This is a genomic window from Sorangiineae bacterium MSr11367 (genome assembly GCA_037157805.1).
In the GTDB taxonomy this organism is placed as follows: Bacteria; Myxococcota_A; Polyangia; order Polyangiales; family Polyangiaceae; genus Pendulispora; species Pendulispora rubella.
In genome coordinates, this window is sequence record CP089983.1 from 5090183 (window position 1) to 5112881 (window position 22699).

Annotated in this window: 15 protein-coding genes; 10 read left to right on the forward strand and 5 right to left on the reverse strand. The window is 67.6% G+C overall.

Annotation, left to right across the window (positions count from 1 at the left end; all coding sequences use genetic code 11):
- Positions 1–225 precede the first annotated feature (225 nt).
- The 5 genes from LVJ94_19915 to LVJ94_19935 all read left to right on the forward strand — a co-directional run bounded on the left by LVJ94_19915 (position 226) and on the right by LVJ94_19935 (position 7657).
- Positions 226–1557, forward strand: coding sequence for a serine/threonine protein kinase (locus tag LVJ94_19915; GenBank protein WXB09484.1), 1332 nt, complete (start codon positions 226–228; stop codon positions 1555–1557).
- Positions 1544–2536 (forward strand): hypothetical protein, encoded by a 993-nt coding sequence (locus tag LVJ94_19920; protein WXB09485.1) that lies wholly within the window; start codon positions 1544–1546, stop codon positions 2534–2536. The genes LVJ94_19915 and LVJ94_19920 overlap by 14 nt, the downstream gene beginning before the upstream one ends.
- The gene (locus LVJ94_19925; GenBank protein WXB09486.1) at positions 2533–3963 is read left to right on the forward strand and encodes a hypothetical protein; all 1431 of its coding nucleotides are present in this window, start codon (positions 2533–2535) and stop codon (positions 3961–3963) included. The genes LVJ94_19920 and LVJ94_19925 overlap by 4 nt, the downstream gene beginning before the upstream one ends.
- Positions 3964–4031: 68 nt before the next feature.
- Positions 4032–5129, forward strand: coding sequence for a serine/threonine protein kinase (locus LVJ94_19930; GenBank protein ID WXB09487.1), 1098 nt, complete (start codon positions 4032–4034; stop codon positions 5127–5129).
- Positions 5130–5194: 65 nt separating this feature from the next.
- Positions 5195–7657: a hypothetical protein gene (locus LVJ94_19935; protein WXB09488.1), complete on the forward strand. Its 2463-nt coding sequence runs from the start codon at positions 5195–5197 to the stop codon at positions 7655–7657.
- Between the two features lie 161 nt (positions 7658–7818).
- Here the strand turns inward: LVJ94_19935 and LVJ94_19940 are convergent, their stop codons facing one another.
- Genes LVJ94_19940 through LVJ94_19950 form a run of 3 tightly spaced genes read right to left on the reverse strand, consistent with a single transcriptional unit; the run spans position 7819 to position 10673 of the window.
- Positions 7819–9330 (reverse strand): sigma-54 dependent transcriptional regulator, encoded by a 1512-nt coding sequence (locus tag LVJ94_19940; GenBank protein ID WXB09489.1) that lies wholly within the window; start codon positions 9328–9330, stop codon positions 7819–7821.
- Positions 9331–9334: 4 nt separating this feature from the next.
- Positions 9335–10213 carry an outer membrane protein assembly factor BamD gene (bamD, locus tag LVJ94_19945; GenBank protein ID WXB09490.1) on the reverse strand — a complete coding sequence of 293 codons (879 nt, stop codon included), beginning with the start codon at positions 10211–10213 and terminating at the stop codon, positions 9335–9337.
- A gap of 25 nt (positions 10214–10238) precedes the next feature.
- Complete coding sequence (locus LVJ94_19950; GenBank protein ID WXB09491.1) at positions 10239–10673, reverse strand: hypothetical protein; 435 nt, start codon at positions 10671–10673, stop codon at positions 10239–10241.
- Positions 10674–10747: 74 nt separating this feature from the next.
- On the opposite strand from LVJ94_19950, the gene greA reads away from it, so the two are divergent.
- The 5 genes from greA to LVJ94_19975 all read left to right on the forward strand — a co-directional run bounded on the left by greA (position 10748) and on the right by LVJ94_19975 (position 19188).
- A complete protein-coding gene (gene greA / locus LVJ94_19955) occupies positions 10748–11221 on the forward strand; it encodes a transcription elongation factor GreA (GenBank protein WXB09492.1) in 474 nt (157 codons plus the stop codon).
- A gap of 89 nt (positions 11222–11310) precedes the next feature.
- A complete protein-coding gene (locus LVJ94_19960; protein ID WXB09493.1) occupies positions 11311–13461 on the forward strand; it encodes a DEAD/DEAH box helicase in 2151 nt (716 codons plus the stop codon).
- On the forward strand, positions 13458–16523 hold the full coding sequence (locus tag LVJ94_19965) for a sulfatase-like hydrolase/transferase (protein WXB09494.1): 3066 nt from the start codon (positions 13458–13460) through the stop codon (positions 16521–16523). Before LVJ94_19960 ends, LVJ94_19965 begins: the two co-directional genes overlap by 4 nt.
- 29 nt (positions 16524–16552) lie before the next feature.
- Positions 16553–17869 carry a hypothetical protein gene (locus LVJ94_19970; GenBank protein ID WXB09495.1) on the forward strand — a complete coding sequence of 439 codons (1317 nt, stop codon included), beginning with the start codon at positions 16553–16555 and terminating at the stop codon, positions 17867–17869.
- Entirely contained in the window at positions 17866–19188 is a 1323-nt protein-coding gene (locus LVJ94_19975; GenBank protein WXB09496.1) for a PQQ-binding-like beta-propeller repeat protein, read from the forward strand. Before LVJ94_19970 ends, LVJ94_19975 begins: the two co-directional genes overlap by 4 nt.
- 8 nt (positions 19189–19196) lie before the next feature.
- Here LVJ94_19975 and LVJ94_19980 read toward each other — a convergent pair whose 3' ends face one another.
- The gene (locus LVJ94_19980; GenBank protein WXB09497.1) at positions 19197–19871 is read right to left on the reverse strand and encodes a hypothetical protein; all 675 of its coding nucleotides are present in this window, start codon (positions 19869–19871) and stop codon (positions 19197–19199) included.
- Positions 19872–19956: 85 nt separating this feature from the next.
- Entirely contained in the window at positions 19957–22680 is a 2724-nt protein-coding gene (locus LVJ94_19985; GenBank protein WXB09498.1) for a hypothetical protein, read from the reverse strand.
- Positions 22681–22699 lie beyond the last annotated feature (19 nt).

Genomic DNA, 22699 nt, shown 5'->3' on the forward strand with positions numbered 1-22699 from the left:
CACGTTCTCGCGAAATTGAATATTGCCGAATACCAACTTGGCGAGCGCGGAGATGGCGGCGTCGCCCCAACATCGCGGATCGCGTAAAGACATCGCCGCACGCTGCGTCGTGTGCGTCGGAGTGCGCGCGCTATTGGCTCAAGTAATCATTTCGCGCGCGGGGGCGGGTGATACGATGAGCCAGGTCATGCTGGGACGAGGCTGACCTTTCTCCGGGAGAGGTGCATGAGGGCGCTGGGGGTCACATCGCAGTGCTTCGAACCGGGCGTCATGTTGCTCGGGCAGTACCGCATTCAGAAGGTCGTCGGGCGCGGCGCGATGGGGCTCGTGGTGGCCGCTTGGGATACGGGCTTGCGCCAGCACGTTGCCATCAAGTTGCTCTTGGGGGCGAGTGGGTCCGAGACCGAGCCAGCGGAGCGGTTCATGCGCGAGGCGCGCATCGCCGTGAAGCTGAAGAGCGATCACGTCGTGCGGGTGATGAACGCGGGGACCCTCGAATCGGGCGTCCCTTACATGGTGATGGAGCTCCTCGACGGGCACGATCTGGGGAACCAAGGGCCTCTGCCCATCGCCATGGCCGTCGATTGCGTGCTCCAGGCCATCGATGCCGTTGCCGAAGCGCATACCCATCACATCGTGCACCGCGATCTCAAGCCGTCGAACCTCTTCTTGGCCAGGCGCGCGGGCGCATCGCCCATCATCAAAGTGCTCGACTTCGGGATCTCCAAGGCGACGGGGCTGGAGGGCGATCCTTCGTTGACCCACGCCGAGGCGATCATGGGCTCGCCGCGGTACATGCCGCCGGAGCAATTCCGCTCGGCCAAGGCCGTCGATGGCCGCTCGGACGTGTGGGCGCTCGGGGCGATTCTGTACACGCTTTTGCGCGGGGCGCCGCCGTTCGACGGCGAGTCGATCGGCGAGGTCTTCGAAGCGGTCCTGCAACGCGAGCCGCCGCCGCTCCGTGCGCCGCGCCGGGAGATCCCGCCGGAGCTCGAGCAGGTGGTGCTGCGCTGCTTGCGCAAGACGCCGGCCGAGCGCTTCGCCAACGTGGCCATGCTGGCGCAAGCCCTCGCCCCGTTCGGCAGCGGGGAGTGGCAGCGTTGCGTGGCGCGGGCGAACAAGCTCCTCGCGGACAAGACCATCGTGATCGCCAAGGGCGACGCGTTCCCCGCGCCGACCCCGAGCAGCCCGAATTTGCCCTTCGATCCGACGGAGGTGCCCGTTTCGCATCGGACGCGCAAGTTCGTGACGAAGCCCTCGAGCCTGGGCCTCGTGGCCGGCACCGGGGTCGTGTTGTCGCTGCTCGCCCTGCTCTCGCTCGTCGGCGCGACGGGCGGTGGGGCGCGCGTGCCCGCCCCGGCGGCGGAGCCCGTGATGGCCCTGCGTGAGATGGTGCCGGAGGAAACCGCGCCGGTGGCGTTCGCCGCGGCCGCGCCACCGACGAGCGAAGCCACGCCCAAGGCACCTCCGAAACCGGTAAAAGCTCGTATGCCTTTGCGCCCCACCCCCAAGCCCGCGCCGAAAGCGACGGGAACGATCTTCGATGACCGACACTGACTTACGCAAGCGCGCGCGATGGGCGGTGGCCTTCGGGGCCATGGCCCTGATTTCGCCGCGCGCCAAGGCCCAACATACGGATCCTGCGACGGCGCAGACCCTGTTCGACTCGGCGAAGGCCCTCATGAAGGAGGAACGGTACGCCGAGGCGTGCCCGCTCCTGCTCAACAGCCAGCGTCTCGATCCGACGGCCGGAACGGCGATCAACTTGGCGCTTTGCTACGAGAAGAACGGCCAGACGGCGAGTGCGTGGGCGCGCTACCTGGAGACCGTGGAGTTGGCGGCGCGCCTCGGGCAAACCGAGCGCGAACGCTACGCGCGCGAGCGGGCGAAGGCGCTGGCACCGACGCTCTCGTATCTGCGCATCCGCGGTGCGGACCTGCCGGCGGCGGCCATCGTTCAGCGCGATGGCGTGGTGGTGGACCGCGCCCTCCTTTCGAACGATGCGCCAGTGGATCCGGGGTCCCACGCCATCCAGGTGGGCGCCGAAGGCTACAAGCCGTGGTCCACGGAGGTGAACGTCCCGTCGGGGCCGACTCACCTCGACGTGGACATTCCGCGGCTCGAGCGCAACGAGCCGCCCGCGGCGGGGGACATGGCCGCCGACGTGTCGGGCGCGTCGCACGAGGACGTCGCGGCCTCGCGCCGCAGGCACCGCACCTGGGGCTTCGTCGGCCTCGGGGCAGGGGCAGTCGGCGTGGGCGTGGGGGCCTTCTTCGGGTTGCGCGCCCTGTCGCAGAAGAGCGATGCGGATGCGAAGTGCAACGGCTCCTTGTGCCAGGCGGGCGGCCCCGAGTTGCAGGACGATGCGCGCCGGAGCGCCACCTTTTCCACGGTGGGCTTCGGGGTGGGGCTGGTGGCGGCGGGCGTCGGGACATACTTGCTTCTCACCGCGCCATCCGCGCCCGCGGCGCATTCCAACGTGGCCACGCGCATCGGGTTCGATGGTCGCAGCGTCTTGCTCGAGGGGGCCTGGTGAAGCGCGCGCGCGGGCTGCTCGCGGTGGCCGCGTTGCTCGCGCCCGTCGCGACCGCCTGCAACTGGTTGCTCGGCTTCGAAGACGACTACCGCGTTCTCGGCGACGGCGAGGGGAACGGTGGCGGATGCACGGAGGGAAGCTGCGGCCGCATTCGGCACGTGTCCGCGGGCGGAAGCTTTGCGTGCGTGCTCCTCGAGGATGGCACCGTCACGTGCTGGGGCGGCAACGAAGTGGGGCAACTCGGCGTGCCGCCGGCCGGGGACGCAGGCGGTTGCCCGACGGGGCGTCCATGCCGCTGGCAGCCGCGGATGATCCCCATGGGCGGCGTGAAGTTCACGGCCATCGCCACGGGGTACGATTTTGCCTGCGGGCTCGCCGAGGCGCGCGACGGGGGTGGTACGCCTATCTATTGCTGGGGGTCGAACCAATTCGCACAGCTCGGTCACGCGAAGGGGGAGCTCGGCGATCGAACCTGCAAGGACATCGACGGCGATCCCGTCACCTGCAACTGGACACCCCAAGAGGTCCTCGGCGCCCGCGGCGAATACGCGGCGCTCGCGGCGGGCTGGGAATCGGCCTGCGCGGCGTTGAAGTCCGACGGCACCACGTTTTGCTGGGGCTCCAACGGCAAATCCGTACGCGGAACCAGCGCGACCGATGCCGGGGTCGCCCCCAACCGCGTGAACGCGCCGAAGGATCCGCCCTACTCGGGCTACGCGGGCCTCGCGATGTCGCTCGGCAACGCGCGCGCCTGCGGCCGTGTGATGGGCGGCTCGCTCACGCATTGCTGGGGCGACAACCGGTGCCTCGAGCAACGCGGCTCGCTCGGGGATGACACCGACGGTGACCACTCGGCGACGCCCATCACCGTGCGCAAGGTGGAGACGAAGGAGGTGCTCGCCGGCGTCGTCGAAACGATAACCCTGGACGGTGCGAGCTGCGCATCCGCCAACGACGGCGTCTGGTGCTGGGGGTCGAATTTCTACGGGGGCCTCGGCGAGGACGCCCTGTCCGATCGCGTCTTTGCCGGTCGCGTGCCGGACATACCGCCCGTCGATCGACTCTCGGGGGCGTACCACCACGCCTGTGCGATCAAGGACGGTGCCGTCACGTGCTGGGGCCTCAACGGCGCCGGTCAGCTCGGGCGCGGTACCGTCGACGACGATGATGCATGCCTCTCCCGCGACAAGCGCAAGTGCGGCAAGACCGCGGCCGCGATTCCGAACTTCGAGGCCGTGGACATCAGTTCGGGTGCCGATTTCAATGTTGCGCTCCGCGCTGACGGAACCGTCTGGGCGTGGGGCAGCAACCAATCGGGCAAGTGCGGACAGCCGCACGACTCCGATGCCGGCGTGGCGGTGTGCGGTGGCGGCGAGCCGTGTTTTCCAACCCCGCGCCGCATCGCAGGCGTGGGTCCGCTTGAGTAACCTTTTTTTCGCGCACGCCATTGAGGCGCCACGAACGATTGTTATCGTTCAATGTATTGAACTGCGTCATGAGCGAGATACCGCTCGTTGGGACCAAGATCCGGGGGTGGCGTCTGGTTCGGTTGCTCGGCGTCGGTCGGGTCTCCGCAGCCTACGAGGTCTACGACGACGGCGGGCAGCATGCGGTGCTCAAGCTGTGCACCATCCCCGAGAAGGAGGCGCACAACCTCTTCCTGCGCGCCGTCTACGCGGCGAATCGTTTTCATCATCCGCGCGTGGTGCCCATCCTTCAAGATGGCACGGACGAGACCGGTGCGCCGTTCGTCATACGACCGTGGCTCGACGCGCAATCGCTCGCCGAGGTGGCCACGGAGCGTGACATCACCGAGAAGGAGGTGCTGCGCATGGCCGAGCAGCTGCTCGACGCGCTCGAGATGGCCCACGCGCACGGCATCACGCATGGCGCCCTCACGCCGCACAACCTGTTGCTCACGCCCAAAGGGTCCATCCGTCTTTGCGACTTCGCGATGACCCCGTCCATGGGGCTCGATCGGCCGTCGAACCGCGCGAGCCACGCCGACGTGCGCGATCGCATCTCCGAGATGCGCGCCGGTCCGTACACCGCACCCGAGCGTACGAGCTGGGCCGGCGCACGCGCCACCGAGGCGGCAGACGTGTGGTCCGTCGGCGCATGCATGTACTTTGCACTTTGCAAGCGATCGCCGAAGGGCGAGCGCACGTCGCAGAACCTACTGGGCGAGCTCCCGCACATCTCCAAAGGGACGCTGGCCATCCTGAATCACGCGCTGAACCCCAATCCGGACGATCGCTACGAGAGCGCCTACGCGATGCTCGGCGACGTGCGTCGGGCGATGCAGGGCCGCCGGCCGAAGCTCTCCTTCGCCGAAAAGCCCATCCCGTCCGGCGGCTACCGCGCCCTCTCCGTGGTTACGGGCGAGCACGTGGGCGCCGCCGTGTCGCGCATCGGCCGCCCGTCGATGACCGAAATCGACCTGCGCGCCCAATGGCGCGGCAACGCCGCCCTGATCCTCGCCATCGTCGCCCTCGTGGGCGTTGCAACGGCGGTGATGATTCACGAGAAACTCACGGAAACACCGGCCGATACGCGCGAGGCCCCCGCGTCGTCCGAGGAAACGCAGCGGTAAGAAAGTCGACGTCGGGCTGACGGAATCGGGACCGTGCCTCCAATGCGATGGAGGGAGAGGTCCTCATGCTTGCTGGCCAGATGACGGTGTTTGGGATGCTTCTCGGGAGTGCCTTGCTCGTTGCGGGGCCGGTGGTAGGGCCCGAGGTCGATGTGGGCGCTCCGGAACGGGTGCCACGTTCGGGGGACCACGGCCTCGTGCTCTCCGACGGGACGAATCACCTCGTGGTGTTCGACACCAGGCGCGATCCCACGCAGTATCCGAAGGCGGCGCATCTCGCGGCCGCCCGTGTGACGGGCGACGGACGCCTGCTCGACCCCTTAGGGATTCGGATCCATGCGCGCGATGCTGAGCTCTTTGGGGGCGCATTCGGCGCGGGCTACTATCTCATCGCCGTCGAGTCGTACGAACATGGCCTCGAGGTGGTCCGGGTCACCCAGGATGGCGTGGTGGTCGATACGCAGCCGATCGTCGTGCTCGGCCACGGAGGGCTGGAACAGCCGGATCTCGCGCCCATCGTCACCTTCGACGGGACGAACTTTCTCGTCATCGCGAGCCAGAGGTCCGTGTCCGCCCCCTGGGTCGTGGCTTGGCGCATCGCCCCTTCGGGGCAGGTACTCGACGCGAACCCGATTGTCATTCAGCCAGAGCCCAATCCCCCTGGTGTGGGAGGCGGCATGGTCACGGCGGCCTTCGATGGGACGAACCATCTGGTTTTGTGGGGGCTGAGGGGCATTCACGTGCGCCCCGACGGTACGCTCGTCGAAGCCCAGCCGATCACCTTCGTGCCGGATCCGGTCGGCTGGCTGCAGGAACAGACCGGGCCAAACCTCGCGTGCGATGGCTCCGGCGGCTGCTTCGTGACGTGGGAAACGTGGGAGGGGTACCGCTGGATGGCGGTTCGCGGCGCACGCATTCCTGCCGACGGAACCTTGCCGGATGGACCGAGTGGATTCGTCATTTCGCAACTCTATTTCGGCCTTCCCATCGATCGACGCATGTCACCCACGGCGCATTGGGATGGCGAGCGGTACAACGTGATTTGGACGGCGCACAGGGACCACGGGTCCGAGTTGCTCGGGGCGGGAATTGGCCCGGCGGCCATCGAGGTTCCCGAGCACTCGCTCTTCGTGTGTTCGACGTTCGACTGCTTCGAGCCTTCGTTCCAAACCACGCCAGCAGGTTCGGTTCTGACGTGGAAGGACGACGGGCTTCAGGCGATGCTCGTCGACCGCAACCTCACGCCGCTGCCGGAGTCGAAGTTCAACGTCGTTTGGGGACACGAGGACGAGGCAGGCGGCTCCTCAGCGTCCAACGGGGCAGGGCACGTGGTCGCCTGGAATCGCGGGGGATCGGTTCTTCTTGCGCGTACAGACGTGGACGGAAAGCTTTTGGACGACCCTCCGCTGGTCCTCAGCTCGCGGGGGGCGGACATCGCCCTTGCGACCGTCGGGGATGAGGCCCTCGCCGTTTGGACCGATAGGACGCAGGATTGGTCCGGGGACGTCCTGGCCATGCGTGTCCCAGCCAGTGGCGCGCCAGGCCCCGTGTTTCCGATCGCCGCGCGGCACGGGAGCGACGTTACAAACTACGAGATCAGTCCTTTCGTGGCCGCGAGTGGCGATGGCTACCTCGTGGCCTGGCGCGAGGGGGGCAGTGACTCGTTGCGGGTTCGCGTGGCACGGGTGGCGCACGACGGGACGGTGAAGGACCCCGACGGCATTCTTCTTCCCGGCGAGGGCAGCTCGCATTGGAGTGCCCCACGCGTTGCGTCGGACGGCAGGAACTTTCTCGTTGCGTACGGCACCTCGACGGCGCGGGGCAGGGTCGACGCCGTTTCCGTGGCTTGGGCCGACGGTGCCGTCGGCACCGTGCAAAAGGTTTACGACTCGAACATCGATACCCGGGTCGACGGCCTTGCCTTCTCGGGTGGGCAGTACCTGGCGCTCTTTGGCGAGTATCGGGTGCGCGGGGCGCGGCTCGATGGAGAGGGGCGGCTTCTGGCTCCCGTTTTCGAGTTGCACGAGAGGTCGCGCGACGGCGACGTCCTTCCCAGACCATCCGGGTTCTATGTGGCCTGGCGCGATCGTCGCGCCGGCGAGACCCAGCACGCGCTCCGTGGAACAGCCATCGCACCGGACGGAACGCTGGCATCGGTGGATGGAGATCTCTTGGCCGGCGACATATCCCCACGCTCGACGGTGCGGTTTGGCGTAGGCCCCTCCGCAAAAGCCTTCCTCTTCTACGACCGCGAGGAGGACGGCCTGCCGAGCCCGGCATCGCGCGTCCGCCGGCGCACTCTCACCTTCGAAACGTCATCGCAGCCGCCTCCGGGCGAGCCGCCGCCGGGCGGGCAGCCGTCGGGCGAGAATCCTCGCGGGAATGGCACACCGGATCCTGTCGCGGGTGGCCCCGTTGGCGAGACCGGCACCGGTTGTTCCTTCGCATCGTCGCCGCCGCCGAGGAGCCTTTGGCCCGTGGGCCTGCTCCTCGCATGCATCGCCCTCGCGCGTCGCCGCGCGCGGTAAGCCGGGAGAGGAATTCACATGAAGGCGGGAAGGCGGGAAGGACTGACGGCACGGTCAGCGCAGAAGGCTTTTTTTGAGGTTTTCCAATTGGCCCACTGGCCCGATTGGAATCCCAAAAAACCTTCCCGTCTTCCCGTCTTCCTGTGAATCCTCTCCGGCTGTTACCCCTCGCCGCGCTTGATCGAGAATGCGCGGATCTTCTTGTGCAAGTTCGTGCGTTCCACGCCGAGGATGACCGCGGTGCGCGAGATGTTCCATCCCGTGAGCTTCAAGGTGTCCACGATGTACTTGCGCTCGGAGAACTCGCGGAATTCGCGCAACGTCATGTAGGTGCCCGGCGCCGGGGGGCTCGAGAGCGTGCCCTCCTCGTGATCGTCGGGCGGGGAGGGGAGGATCGAGGGGCTCTCGGTGCCCGGGGCATCGCGCTCGTCTTCCTCGCCGAAGGGGCTCTCGTGGGGGTCTTCCGGCAGATCGGCGATGGTGACGCGGTCGCCGGATAGAATGGCCATTCGCTCGACGACGTTCTTCAGTTCGCGCACGTTGCCGGGCCACTTGCGGGCGGTGAGGGCCTTGATCACCTCCGGATCCATCGGCTTCTTCTTGGTGCCGTTCTCGCGGGCGAAGGCGTCCATGAAGGCCTCGGCGAGCAGCGGAATGTCCTCCACGCGCTCGCGCAGCGCAGGGCTGCGAATGGGGAAGACGTTGAGCCGGAAAAAGAGGTCCTCGCGGAAGGTCTGCCGCTCGACCGCCTTGGAGAGATCCTTGTTCGTCGCCGCGAGAACGCGCACGTCCACGTGCATCACGTGCTCGCTGCCCACGCGCGAGATTTCTCCCGACTGCAGCGCGCGGAGCACCTTGGCCTGCGCGACCAGGTCCATGTCGCCAATTTCGTCGAGGAACAGCGTTCCGCCGTGGGCCTGCTCGAAGAAGCCGCGTTTGCGCGCCTGCGCGCCCGTGAAGGCGCCGCGCTCGTGGCCGAATAGCTCGCTTTCGATGAGCTCGCGCGGGATGGCCGCGCAATTGACCTTCACGAACGGCCCGTCGGTGCGCGGGCTGAGTCGGTGGATGGCGCGCGAGATGAGCTCTTTGCCCGTCCCGCTTTCGCCGGTGATGAGGACGCTCGCCTTGGTCGGGGCCACCTTCTCGATGTCGTGGAACAGGCGCCCCATGGCGGGGGCTTGCCCGATCATCTCGTAGCGCTGCGATTGCAGGCGCGTGACCTCGGCCAACGCGCGGCGGGTTTGCCAGGCGTCGAGCACGTTCTTGACGCTGACCAGGACACGCTCGCGGGCCAGCGGCTTCTCGAAGAAGTCGCTCGCACCCAGCTTGATGGCCTGCACCGCGTCGTTCACCGTGGCGTGCCCGCTGATGACCACCACCGGCAAGTCCTTCGTGGCCTCGTCGCGCCGGATGCGCTCGAGCGCCTCGAGCCCGCTCATGTCGGGCAGCTTCACGTCGAAAATGGCCAGGTCCACCGGCGACTCCGGGCTCGCCAGCAGACGCAGCGCCTGGCCCGCCGTTTCGGCCAGGAGCACGCGGTAGCCTTCGCCCGCGAGCACCAGCTCGAGGGCGCGGCGGATGTTCTTCTCGTCGTCGACGACGAGGACGGTCTTCGCCCCGGGGGCCCCCGAATCGGCGGTGAGTGGTTGTCCCGATGATCCGACGACGCTCATGGCTTTAGACTCCTCGCGCCTTCATGAATTCGAGAAAGTTGTCCGCCTGGGCAACCAGCGCGCTTTCCGGGTAGCGCTTCTTCAGCGTGTTGAAAGCTTCGCGTGCCTCGTTCCATTTTCGCATTTTGAGGTACGTCTCGCCGAGCAGGAGCAGCGCCTCCGGAATGAGGCCGAATTCGGTGCGGAGTTCGCTCGGCTCGCCCTTCTGCAACGGATCGGGACGCGTGCCGCGGCACGTGAGCTCGCTCCCGAAGTTGCGAATGGCGTACTGCACCCGGCCGACGGTGGCCTCGAAGTTGTTCTTCGCCAGGTAGAAGCGGCCCACGCTCAGCTCGTGGCCCACCAGCTTGATGGTGACCTTTTCGAGCAAGTCGCAAATGCGCGGGCTCTCTTTCGACTCGGGGTAGTCCTGGAGAAAGCTTTTGAGCTCGCGGTACGATTCGAGTGTGGCGACCTGATCGCGTTCCTCGCTGGCGGGCAGCAAAATCGAATCGCTGATCTGGTTGTATTGCGCCTCGGCAATGCGGGAGCGCGCGTAGCCCACTTCCGCGGTGAGCGAGCGGTGGTCATGCACGAACTGCTTGTAGCCGCGGATGGCCTCCCCGAGCTTGTCCTGCTCGAAGTCGGCATCGGCGATGCGGAGCTCGGCGAGCGGAGCGTACCGCGAATAGGCGTACTTGCGTTTCACCTCGCGGAAGAGGGCCTGGGCCTGCAGCCAGTTGTGCGCTTTGAACTCGTCCAGCGCCAAGTTGTAGTCGCGCTCTGCGTTGGCCGCGTACGAAAGGCCGGTCTTGGACTCCGGCATGGGGCAGCCGGCGAGGCCGAGGGTGGAGGCGGTCAGGATTAAGGCGAGGGCTAAGGAGGGGGAACGTAGGCGCGACATGATGCCGGCCCCACGTTTACCGCGTTCAGGCATCTGGACGCCAGCGCAGGATCCGCCTCGGGGGGGCCGTTCCTTCGCTTTCGGCGTGTCGGACGAACATACGCATCAAAAGACGGGTCTTGTCCTGGATGTCGTCGGGTGCATCGCCCCCGATGTCGACGGTCCCGTCGGCTAGGACATCGACCACGAGCCGGTGCTTCTCTTTGGCCGTGAACGCGAAGCCTTCGTAGCGGTACGGCGGTGCGTACGCTTGCGTGGGCGCAATCTCGATGCGGCGCACGCTGGCAGGACGCGAGGCGACGGGGATGTTCGAGAAGGACTCTGGCGCTTCGGGGATACCGGCCGCTTCCGGGCGTTCCAGGCGCGATTCTCCGCGTGAAAGGTCGTCGGGCGGCAGACGGGCGTTCCGTTCCAGGATGAAGCGAATTCCCCGTTCAGGGTGCGCACCGATGATGGCCATGGTTCCCCTCCAGCTATTTGACCTTTACCCGCTCGGGCGGCAACTGGCCATAGACCTATGGTAAACCTCTCGCCGTGGAAAAGAACCCGATAACCCCCGAGGGCTTTGTGCGGCTGCGTGACGAACTCCATAACCTCAAGAGCGTGGAGCGGCCGAAGATCATCCAGGCCATTGCCACGGCACGAGAACATGGAGATCTCAGTGAAAACGCGGAGTACCACGCCGCGCGCGAGAAACAATCGTTCATCGAGGGGCGCGTCAAAGAGCTGGAGCAAAAGCTCGCCCTCGCCGAGGTGATCGATCCCGCCAAGTTGTCCGGCAACAAGGTCGCCTTCGGCGCCTACATAAAATTGTCCAATCTGACGACCGATGAGGAGGTGCAATACCGCATTCTCGGTGCCGACGAGGCCGATCTCGCCCAGGGAACCATCAGCGTCACGAGCCCGCTGGCCCGCTCCCTTCTCGGCAAAGAGGTGGGGGACGAGGTCAAGGTTCGCATGCCGGGCGGCGACCGCATGTACGAGATCCTGGAAGTCTCGTTTAAGTAAGTGCTTGCTGGATTGCTTATTTTGCGATGAACCGAGCGCAGACTGGGTAATCGATTGCAGATGAGGCCTATGAGGGCCGCAAGGCCCGAATGAATGCGGCTGAAGTCTCCTGGAGCGATCCGGTCGAGAGGCTTCCGGGAATTGGCCCAAGCTCCGCGAAGCTTCTCGCGGAGCAAGGGGTCACGTGCGCTGGCGATCTCGTGTGGACGCTGCCGATCGCGTTCGACGATGGGCGCCATCCTCTGACGGTGACCGAGGCGCTCGCGCTCGATGCCGCCCACCTTGGCAAGCGCGTGTGCGTGCGCGGGCGGGTGAAGTCGGCCGGCCCCGTGTTTTTGCGCGGACGGCGTGGGGTTCGGGTCGTCGTGGAGGATCCGGAAGAAGAGAAAAACGAATCGGGCGGGGGGAGAGGAAAGAAGAAGTCCCTGACCGCGTGGTGGTTCTTCATGGCGCACGCCGTGGTGACGGCGGCCAAGGTGGGCGAGTTTTGTCTTTTGACCGGGCGCGTGAATCCGGAGAAGCGCGTGATGGCCCACCCCGACTTCGCGATGGACATCCCGGGTGCCCGCACGGTGCGGGCGCGTTACCCGCGGTTGGGCATTTCCGAGGCGGCGGTGCGCAAAGCGATCGCCGCGGCGCTCGGCGGAGATGCGGTGCCGGATCCCGTGCCACCGACCATCGCCGCGCGCGAGAAGATGCCGCCGCTCGGGCCGGCGATGCGCGCGGTTCACGGGCAAGGGGGTGCGCTCGAGGAGCCGGCTTCGGCGGAGGTTCTCGCGTGCCTGGGCGAGCGCCTGGCGTGGACGGAGGCGTTGGCGCACGTGTGGGCGCGATTCGGTGCAGAAGAGGAAGAGCAGGCGGGGCGCGGGGCGCTGGCGTTGCCGCGGGATGAATCCGTGCTCGGGCGGCTGCGCGCGGAGCTGCGGTTCGACCTGACCGCGTCCCAAGAACGTGCCATCGCGGAGATCGGCGCGGACTTGGCGGGAACGGCGCCGATGCGGCGGCTGTTGCTCGGGGACGTGGGAACGGGAAAGACGGCGGTGTTGCTGGCGGCGGCCGCGCAATGCGTTGCGGCGGGGGCTCAGGTCGCCATTTTGGCGCCGACGGGGGTGCTCGCGGAGCAGTACCTCGATGCCGCGCAACCTCTGGTGCGTGCCACGAAGGGGATGCTCGCGCTGGTGACCGCAGGAACGACCGCGACGGCCCGGCGGCGGCTGGCCGAGCGCGTGGCGCGGGGCGACGTGCACATCGTCGTGGGGACGCACGCGCTGTTGTCGCAGGATCTGCAATTTGCACGGTTGGGGCTCGTGGTGGTGGACGAGCAGCACCGCCTCGGGGTTGCGCAGCGGCTGGCCCTCGTGGGCAAAGCCAAGGAGGGCCAGGAGCGGCCGCACTTGCTCACGGTGAGCGCGACCCCCATCCCGCGGACCTTGGCCCTGGCGCTCCGGGGGGAGCTCGCGACCTCGCGGCTCGAAGAACGGCCCATGGGACGCCCGCCCGTGACGACACGCACATGGCCGCGCACCGGGATGGCGAAGATTATCGAACGGTTGCGCGAGCGATGTGCGCGCGGGGAACGCGCCTTTTTCGTCTCCCCGCGCATCGAGGTCGATCCCGATGATCCTGCCGCCGACCCGTCGAGCGCGGCCGTCGTGCGCGCGGAGGAGCTGGCGAAGGCGCTTGCACCGCACACCGTGGCCCTGGTTCATGGAGGGATGCGGCCCGACGAAAAAGCGGCGGCCATGCGTGCGTTCCGCCGCGGCGAGGCGTCCGTGCTGGTCGGCACCACCGTCGTCGAGGTGGGGCTCGACGTGCCCGAGGCGACGATCATCATCATCGACGGTGCGGAGCGATTCGGCCTGGCGCAGCTTCATCAGATGCGCGGGCGCGTGGGACGGGGCGCGCGGCCGGGCACCTGCATTCTCGTGCACGACGAACCGCTCGAGGGCGTGGCCAAGCGCCGGCTCGAGGCCATCTGCCGCCTCTCCGACGGTGCGGAGGTGGCGCGTGCCGATCTGGAGCTGCGCGGCGCCGGTGAGCTGGGGGGCACACGTCAATCGGGGGTGGAAGAGGAGTTGCGCTACTTGGATCCCACGCGGCCGCCCCCGTGGCTCGATCGCATCGAGGCCGATGCCCGCGCGCTCTTCGCGCGCGATCCCAAGCTGGAGAAGCATCCCTACCTGGCCCGCGCGGTTCGGCGGCTCGGGCTGGCCATGGCCGTGCGCGAGGAGGCCGGATGAACGCTGTGTGGACCTTCGTCCGGCGGGCGGCGTTGCCGCGCATCGGCACCATTTTGCTGGCGTGGGTCGCGCTCTTGGCCGTCGAGCACGTGGCCGTGGGCTTCGGCTACCGCGCGCTGTTCGTGGGCACATGGGAGATGGGCGCGGCGCGCACCTTCGTGAGCCCCATCACGCTGGCCATGCTGCTGCCGGGCGCCGTGCTCGCGTATCTCTTCGCCGAGCTCGCCCGCAACGGCGTGCGCGAAGAGGCGGCGCGCGTGGCCTGCGCCATATTTGCCGCGTTGGGCTCGGCGGCCGTGGCCATCGGTGTCTCCGGCGGACGTCACATGGAGAGCCTCGCGGTGCGGGCGCCTTTCGTCGCGCTCCTGAGCCTTCTCGGCGCGACGGCGGCCTACGTGGCGGCGCCGCGGCTCGTGGGGTTTGCCGCGCGGTCGCCCCGGGCTTTCGCGGCCATCGGTGCGGTCGGCGCGGGGCTTTTCTGGGCGGCGGACTCCTTCGTGCTGCCGCGCCTCTACCCGGCGTTTCACCTGGGGCTCTTCGTCCTGACGCTCGCGGCGGCGGCCTTCGCGGCGCGGCCCATCTGGAATTTCCGGCGCACGGGCACCGTGGTGCTGGTGTTCTCCGTGGCCTGTGCATTGGTCACGCCGTGGGCCGCCCAGAGGCTCGCCACCGTCGACAATCTGCGCGTGGTGCTGCTGGAGCATGCGCCGCTGATGGGGCGTGCCGTGATGCTCGCGGCGGCCATTGCACCGCCGGCGGACGATCTGGCCGAGGGGGAGGGGCTGACGAGCCTCGACAGCGTGACCAGCGCGAAGGTGATCCCGGGGCAAACGGGGCAGACGGGACAGGTGCCGCGTGCCCTGGATTGGACCGGGCGCGACATCGTCCTCATCTCGGTGGACGCCCTCCGTGCGGACCACGTGGGGGCCTACGGTTACAAGCGGCCCACCACCCCGAACATCGACAAGCTCGCCGCCGAGGGCACGCTGTTCGAGTCGGCATACTGCCCGACGCCGCACACGTCGTATTCGATCACGTCGATGATGACGGGCAAGTACATGCGCCCGCTGCTTCTCGTCGGCCTTGGCGAGGACTCGGAGACGTGGGCCAAGTTGATGCGGCAGTACGGGCACCTGACCGCGGCCTTCTACCCGCCGGCCGTGTTCTTCATCGATGCCTCGCGCTTCACCACCTTCGAGAAATCCGGCCTGGACTTCGAATACCGCCGGGTCGAGTTCTCATCGGCCGACGAGCGCGCCGAGCAGGTTGGGCGCTACCTGGATCGCGGCGCGCAGCCTTCGCGGCCGCTCTTTCTCTGGGTGCACTTGTTCGAGCCGCACGAGCCCTACGTGATGCACCCGGAGCATCTTTTCGGCGCGCCGGACGCACCGACGGATCGCGATCGCTACGACAGTGAAGTCGCCGCCGCCGATGCGGGCATCGGAAAAATCCTGGCGCGGGTGCGCGAGAAGCGCCCCCATGCCGTGGTGATGCTCACCGCCGATCACGGCGAGGAATTCGGCGAGCACGGTGGCCGCTACCACGGCACCACGGTCTACGACGAGCAGGTGCGCGTGCCGCTCATCGTCGCCGGCGGAGGCGCCCCCAAGCGCGTTTCGTCGGTGGTGCAGACCATCGATTTGCTCCCGACCACGTTGTCGGCGCTGGGGATCCCCCGGCCTGCACGGCTGCGCGGGCGCGATCTGGGGTCGCTGATCGCCGACCGGCCGTCCCAAGAAGCCCCGGCGGGCGGCCTGGCCTTCGTGGAGACCGACCATTTCACCCTGCTGGCGCGCGGCCAGGATCGCCTGGTGTGCGCACGCAAAGCGGGGGCGTGCACCCTGTACGACGCGAAGAGCGATCCGCACGAGGAACACGACGTGGGCGGGGCCCGTCCCGACACGGTGAAGGAGCTGCGTCAATTGACGGCGGCCATCGCGCGCGAGCATGGCCGCCTGGAACGCGGTGATGCGCAGGCCTGGCCCGAGGCGCTGCGGCGAGGGTCGCAGGGCGACGTCGAGGCGGCCCCCGACGTGGCCATGCTGCTCGACGACGTGCGGCTCGACGTGCGCCGCAAGGCGGCCGATGTGCTCTTCGATCTGCGCGCGCCGGCCACGGCGGCGGCGCTGCAGCGGGCGCTCGCCACCGCGGAAGATCCCCAGGTTCGTGCCGGCTGCGCGCTGGCGTTGGTCCGGCTCGGCGAAGCGCCGTCGCGCGCGGCGGAGGACGCCCTCAAGTCGCCGCTGGAGTGGAAGCGCCGTGCGGCGTTGGCCTTCGCGGAGCGGGGCGATGCCCGCGGCCTGGCCGATCTTCTCGCCTGGTGGAACGAAAGCCGCGGCGAGCGTGAGATGAACCTCGACTTCGAACGCGCGAAGGAGCTGCTCGTCGCCTTCGCCAAATTGCGCGATCCCAGCGCCGTGTCCCCCTTGGTCCGCACGCTGGGCGATGTGCGTTTGCGTCCTTTCATCGCCGACGCGCTGGCGACCATCGGGGAGCCCTCGGCCCGGCCGTCGTTGCTGGCGGCGTTCGCCACAGAGCGGTACGTTCCCACGCGCCCGCACTTGGCGCGGGCACTTCTCGCCCTGGGCGCCACCCGCGAGGAGATGCGCGCCCCGCTTCTGCGCTTTGCCGGGTTGCCCGAGCCCATGCCCGAGGCCATGACTTTCGCCCTCGACGCGAAGGTCCTCGACGAGGTCCACGGCGGCTGGGTGGCCCCGGTCGCGAAGGGCGGGGCGCCGACCGCGGAGGTCGCGGTGACGTTGCCCACGCCGCGGCAGAAGCGCCCGGCGCCGTTGCGCTTGCTGGTGCTCCTCGAAAAAGAAGGCGACACCGTTCAGGGCACCGCCGAGGCGCGCCCGGTGTCCTCCGCCTCGGGCGAAGGTGCCCTTCGCGTCGTGGAACTGGGGCCCGAAGCGCTGGAATTGCCGCGGATCCACCTGCAGCTTGCCGCCCCGGGCGGCATCCGGGCGCTCTGGCTTTTGCCACATACCGAAGAGATAGAGCCGCCTCCTCCGGAACCATGGGACGCCGGAAGCGTTGACCCCGCGGATTCCGGGCAATAAAGGTAATCCCGCGCATCGGAGGCGAGACCGTGGCCGAGAATCCCAAAGAAGAAGAGAAGACGTCGGAAGCGAAGGATCAAGCCGAGGGCACCGAAGCGCCCGCCGCCGCCCCCGAGGAACTCGAGGCCGTCGCGGAAGGCGAGCTGCCGGCGGAAAAGGCCGACGAGCAAGCCGACGAAGACGACGAGCAAGAGGACGACGAGGAAGACAAGGCCGCCACCCAGGAAGCCATCGCGCGCCGCGTGGCCGCCCTCGGGGAAGAAGACGCCATCGAGCGCATCGCCCGCGAGGAAGAGGAAAAGCTCGCCGAGCGCCGTCGTTTGCAACGTGAGGCCAAGAAGGGCAAGGGCAAGAAGAAGACGGGGCTCGAGGCTGCCGCGTCCAAGCGCCTCGCCAAGATTGGCACCAAGGCTCCGGCGCCCAAGCGCGCGGTGGCCACCGCCGTGGATGCCGATCCGCTCATCGAGAAGACGGCCGAGTTCTCCAAGTGGGTCAAGAAGAACCAAAAAGGCGTGGGCATCCTCGCCGCCGCGGCCGCCGTTCTCGGTATCGGTTTCGGCGTGTACATGTACATGCAGGACAAGCGCGAGAACAACGCCTCCGTGGCCCTGGCCGCCGCCGTGGCCGACGAACGCGGACGCATTGGCGATCCCGCGAAGGAAGACGACGATCCGGATCGCCCCAAGGATCCGCGCCCCATCTTCAAGACCGCGGTCGAGCGGCGCGATTCCGCGCTGGCCAAGTACCGCGAGATCGAGACGAAATACACGGGTACCGGCGCCGCGTACCTGGCCCGCCTGGGCGAGGGGTCGCTGCTTCTCGACAAGCAGGACTCCGAGGGCGCCATCGCCGCCTTCAACGACGCGCAAAATTCCCCGCTGGCCAAGGTCGATCCCGAAGTGCGCGGCCGCGCCCTCGAGGGCCTGGGCTTCGCCTACGAGCTCAAGGCGCAAGCCGCTTCGGGCGACGAGAAGACGAAGTGGCAGGACGAAGCGCTCAAGCGCTTCCACGAGCTGGAAAATACGGACATCGAGGGCTTCAAAGAGTTTGGCATCTACCACCAGGCCCGCGTCTCCCAAGACAAGGGCGACAAGGACAAGGCCAAGGAGCTCCTGAAGACGCTGAACGATCGTCTGAGCAAACCCGGCGAGAGCAAGGTGTTTCCGGCGCTGCAGCAGCTCGTCGAGGATCGGCTGCGTGCACTCGATCCCAGCGCGCTCCCGCCGAAGACGCCGCTCGGCGGTGGTGCTTTCGGTGGCAACAAGCCCACCGAGGCGCAGATTCGGGCCATTCAAGAGGCCATGCGCAAGGCCCAGCAGCAAAAGGGCGGAGGCGCACCTCAGTGAGAGCTTGGAAACGTACGGCGCTGGCGGCCTTCGGCCTGCTGGCGATGGGCGCCGGCTGCGCGACGTCCGAGACGGCCAACGATCGCGTCAGCCCGGAGGCTCCTCTCTGGTACCGGCGCCCGGCCAACACCATGTCCGTGTTGCTCAAACGCTCGCTCACCGCGACGGGGCGCACCACGGGTGAGGACTGGGAACGCGGCCGCGCCGAGATCGATCCGGCGCACGGCCGCATCTTCGTCGGCACGGCCGACCGCGGCTTCTACGCGTTGCGCGCGGGCGATGGCAGCACCATCTGGCGCTTCGAGACCCTCGGCGTCGTGCAGTGCGAGTCGCTGTACGATGCGGAGCTCGACATCGTCTACTTTGGCTCGCACGACGGTGCGCTCTACGCCGTGCGCGCCTTCGATGGCTCGCTCGTCTGGCGCTACTTCACCGGCGCCGAGGTGGCCCGGCGTCCCGTGCGCAATGGCGAGATGCTCTACTTCGCCAACGGCTCGGACCAGCTCTTCGCGGTCGATCGCCGGACGGGCAAGAAGAAGTGGCAGGCCCAGCGCACCTCCGCACTCGGCATGGAGATCGCGGGTTACGCAGGGCCGGCGCTGGCCAACAACAAGGTCTACCTCGCATTCTCCGATGGCCACGTCGTGGCCTACGACGCGCGCGACGGTAGCGAGAAGTGGACGCCCGTCGACCTGTCCGCCGAGGCCGAGCAGAACACCGCCGCGGGCGAGGTGCCCCGGTACCTCGACGTCGACACCACGCCGGTGCCCAACGACATCCCGGGCTCGGGCAACGTCGTGTACGTGGCGAGCTACGCGGGCGGCGTCTTTGCGCTGGACGCGGAGACGGGATCGCGCGTCTGGGTCAACGACCAGGCGCGCGGCGTGACGGATCTCACGCTCTTCAACGAGCCTGCGCACGCGCCCGATCCCAACGGCCCCGATCGCGACGGGCCCACGGTGCCGGCGCGCAAGCTGCTGCTCGCATCGAGTGGCACCACCGGCCTCTGGGGCCTCGATCCCACCACCGGAAAAATGGTGTGGCGCAACGACGTGCCCGAGGGCGGCGTCACCGCGCCCGTGCAGGTCGCCGGCGCGCTCCTCGTGGGCACCACGCGCTACGGGCTCTTCCTCCTATCGCCGCGCAACGGTCGCGTGATCGACGGCTTCGACATGGGCACGGGCGTCGCCCAGACTCCCTCGGCCTTCGGCAACCGCGCCTACGCGATGACCAACGTCGGCACCTTGCTCGGCATTCAGATCGATCCGCCAGTTCGCGCCGCGTCGTTGCGGCCGAATCACGCGTACTGGTCTCCGTGATGATCTGATTACGTCACGCTGGGGGCTTTGGTGCGGAACTCCAGCGTGTCGCCGTTGATGAAACGGGTCAGTCGATCGAATTCGTCCGTCTTCTTGATGGCACGATAGAGCGCGGTCCCTTGCTGGACCGCGCCGTCGACGAGCGGAACGCCGTCCTTCACCTGCGGCAGTGCATCGTTCCCGTTGGGGCTGTGCACGAAGGCGCCGTAGCCGAAGAGTTCGATCCGGTCCTTGCTCGCGCCGGTGCCCGTGAAATCGAGCTCGATCTTCCCATTCTGATCGGCATCGAGCACGAGGACGATGGCTCCGTAGGCGATGCGGTACTTCGATGTCGAAAGACACGGGCACTTGGCCTCGTCGTCGCAGGAGCGCTCGCAGAAGAAATTCGCCTCGCTGGGGACGGGCGGTGCGTCGAAGGTGACGTTGGTCGCCGCCGGATCGAAGGACACATCGATGGCCACCTCGGGGAGGGGATCCGGACCGTCGTCGTCGAGCTGCGCCCAAATGACCCCGAGCCGATACTTCTTCTGCGGATCGAGCTGCTTCTCGAGGGAAATGGGAACGGTGCGCGGGAACGTGGTGCTGCCGTTGCCTGCATCCGGGGGCGGATTCGAATCGTCGTTCGAGCTGCACGCGGAGAGCGTGGACAACGCGAACGACGAGACGGCGGCACCGAGTAACATAAGCAAAAGGGAACGCATCAGTCTCTCGAAGTTACCACGCATGCCGTGGCGCGAGTCACGTCGCGATGCGACGATCCATGGACATTCACGGGCTCACATTGAATCCGGACACCTGGACGTGTGGGATGTTGCCAGCGAGATCGCCGGGGCGGTAGTCGGCGCGCAACGTGATCGACTCGCCGGGCCACAACGTGACGTAGTTGTCCGACCAGCGCACCGGCACGACCTCCGCACCGCCGCGCCCTTGGCGCAAACTCGCGCGCAAGGCCAAGGCTACGACCTGCGACGTGTTGCGCAAGGTCACCTCGGTGGCCAATCCTTCACCCGTGGCGAACGTCTTCGACGACGATGCAACGGTGGCCGGCGCCAGTCCTTCGAGGCCCGTCAGATCGGCGTACGATACCGTGGGCGTGTACCACCACGTCGACTGCGGATAGTCGAGAACGTCCGCTTTCGTCGAAAGCCAGTACACGTTGCGATCGATCTCGCGCCCCGATCCGTCGGTGAGCAGCAGGCGGACCAAGTACGTACCCGTCGTACCGGAGGGCGCGGGCAGGGTGAGCACCCGCTTGGCGGCATTGGCTTCGGCGGCCGCGGAGGCCCGCTCGTCGGAAAGCACACTGCCGTCCATGCCGAACGCGGTGGCGCGAACCGTGAGACCGTCCTTGGCCGCGAGCCCGGTGTTCACCACGACAATCGAGCGATCGTCGTACGAGTACTGGACGTGGAGCGGCCGCAAGGCCTTCTTGGCGCCGAAATACGAGCCGGCCGTGGCCAGGTTGTGATCCCAGAGATGCCAATAAAGCGTGGGCCACGCGTTGTTGAGCATCCAATAAATGACGCCGGTGGCCGGGTTCGCCGCATCGGAAAAATCCCGTCCGAACGCCTCGAATTGCGCACGGTTCGCTTCGTAATTGGACAATTGCGCTTTGCGCAGAAAGTCCGCCTGATCCTTGGGCGCACCGTAGCGATTGGCCATCGCGGTGGAGAACACGGCCAGCTTGGAGAACACCTCCTTCTTGGCCAAGTGGTAATGCGCCTGATTCGGTTTGCTCCAGAGGTCCTCGATCTCGGTCGGCGTCAGGAATCGCTTTAGGCTATCCAACTCCGGAATCGTCGGGCCGGAGCCCACCTCGGACGCGAACCCGTAGGCGCCGCCCAGCTTATCCTCGTACCAGTAATTCGGCGGGATCCACCAATACGGGCCGTCCATCTTCATGCCCGAGGCCCCGAGTTGCGGTGTGGACTTCGCGGCGGCCGACGGGATGATCGGTGCCTGGAAGTCGGCCGCGTGCAACGCATCGATGTACGTCTGCTCGACGCGTGCCGTCGCCGCGTTGTCGCTGCCGATGAAGAAGCCGAGCACGCTCGGGTGGTTGACCATGCGTTGCGCCTCGGCCAACGTCGAGGCGCCGGCCACGCGGTAATCCTGCTCGGTCCACGTGCTGTACTTTTCCCACTTGGTACAGCACTCCCAACCCGGCAAAAGCATGATGCCCAGGCGGTCCGCGAGCTCGAGGAGCTCATGGTCTTCCTCTTTGCCCTCCATGCGGATCGTATTCAGGCCGAGATCGCGGGCGTAGCGGAGTTCGTCGGCGAGCCGTTCGGGCTGCGGGCGCAAAAAGAGGTCCGAGGCCCATCCGCCGCCGCGCACCCCAAAGGGCTTGCCGTTGACCAAGAAGCGACGGTAGCCCTGGGGGGTCAGCTCCGAGCGAACGTCGCGGATGCCGAACTGCGTCGTGGCCCGGTCCGTGACCTCGTGGTCATTGGACACGGTCATGGCGAGGTCGTAGAGCGGCTGCTCACCGAACTGCGCCGGCCACCAGATGCGCGGATGCTCGAGGCGCAAGGCCGCGAAGTCGCCGGCCGCGAACGTCACCGTCTTGGTCTCGTGGGGACCGAGGGCCGTGCGCTGCTGGATGCGAATCGGACGGTCGCCGCCGGTGACGACGCCGGCCACCGTGGTCTCGATGGCGGTGTCGCCGTGGTTCGAGACCTCCGCTTTGAGGGTCAGGCTGGCGCGTCCGAGGCCCGGGAGCTCGAGCTCCGGGAGCGCCCGCGGGTTGGCCACGGACACGGCACCGGTGCGGACGATGGTCACGTCGCGCCAGATGCCCATGTTGTTGTCCGGCGCGAGCGGGCTCCAGTCGAGGAAGCTGACCGTGAGGTCCCGGAACGGGTCGGCCGGCATGGCCTTGATGGCGATGGCATTGCGGCCGGGCCGAAGGAGGTGGGAAATGTCGAACTCGTACTTGGGGTATGCGCCGGCGAGGTCGTCGGTGCCCGCGACGCCCGAGAGCTTGGTGCCGTTCACCCAGAGCTCCCCGCGCGAGATGACGCCGCCGGCGAAGCGCAAGAAGGTGTGAACGCGCCTACGCCCACCAGGAGCGGTGGGGGCTACGACGAACTCCTGGCGGTACCACCAGGGCACTTTGAAGTCGGCCGGGTCGACCGAGTCGCGCAAGTTGGTCGAGAAGTTCGGGTCGGGGTAGCGTCCGTTGACGATGAGCCCCGCCATCACGGTGGAGCGCGCCGGCACGGTGAGCCAGCCGCGATCGTCGAATCGAGGCGCCGAGAGTACGTCGCCATCGACGTCGAGCGATGCCGACGATTGCAGGCGCCAGTTCGGAATGACGTGGGTGCCATCGCGCAGCGCCACGAGATCCAGTGCGCTGGTCCGAGTGTCTGCTTCGGGCTCCTGGCTCGACTCACAGGCCGGCAGCGCGGCGCCGAGCACACCGGAGATCAATCCGCCCACAATCAAGGCCCAGGGCCGCTCGCGGCCCGTTCCTGAGTGATGTCGTCGCATGCGGGCACGCTAATGGGTC

Excerpts from the sequence above, each read along its gene's own strand:
- LVJ94_19915 (WXB09484.1), top strand. The coding sequence starts at position 226 with ATGAGGGCGCTGGGGGTCACATCGCAGTGCTTCGAACCGGGCGTCATG.
- LVJ94_19930 (WXB09487.1), top strand. The coding sequence starts at position 4,032 with ATGAGCGAGATACCGCTCGTTGGGACCAAGATCCGGGGGTGGCGTCTG.
- LVJ94_19920 (WXB09485.1), top strand. The coding sequence starts at position 1,544 with ATGACCGACACTGACTTACGCAAGCGCGCGCGATGGGCGGTGGCCTTC.
- LVJ94_19935 (WXB09488.1), top strand. The coding sequence starts at position 5,195 with ATGCTTGCTGGCCAGATGACGGTGTTTGGGATGCTTCTCGGGAGTGCC.
- LVJ94_19965 (WXB09494.1), top strand. The coding sequence starts at position 13,458 with ATGAACGCTGTGTGGACCTTCGTCCGGCGGGCGGCGTTGCCGCGCATC.
- LVJ94_19985 (WXB09498.1), bottom strand. The coding sequence starts at position 22,680 with ATGCGACGACATCACTCAGGAACGGGCCGCGAGCGGCCCTGGGCCTTG.
- LVJ94_19950 (WXB09491.1), bottom strand. The coding sequence starts at position 10,673 with ATGGCCATCATCGGTGCGCACCCTGAACGGGGAATTCGCTTCATCCTG.
- LVJ94_19940 (WXB09489.1), bottom strand. The coding sequence starts at position 9,330 with ATGAGCGTCGTCGGATCATCGGGACAACCACTCACCGCCGATTCGGGG.
- bamD (WXB09490.1), bottom strand. The coding sequence starts at position 10,213 with ATGTCGCGCCTACGTTCCCCCTCCTTAGCCCTCGCCTTAATCCTGACC.
- LVJ94_19980 (WXB09497.1), bottom strand. The coding sequence starts at position 19,871 with ATGTTACTCGGTGCCGCCGTCTCGTCGTTCGCGTTGTCCACGCTCTCC.
- LVJ94_19960 (WXB09493.1), top strand. The coding sequence starts at position 11,311 with ATGAATGCGGCTGAAGTCTCCTGGAGCGATCCGGTCGAGAGGCTTCCG.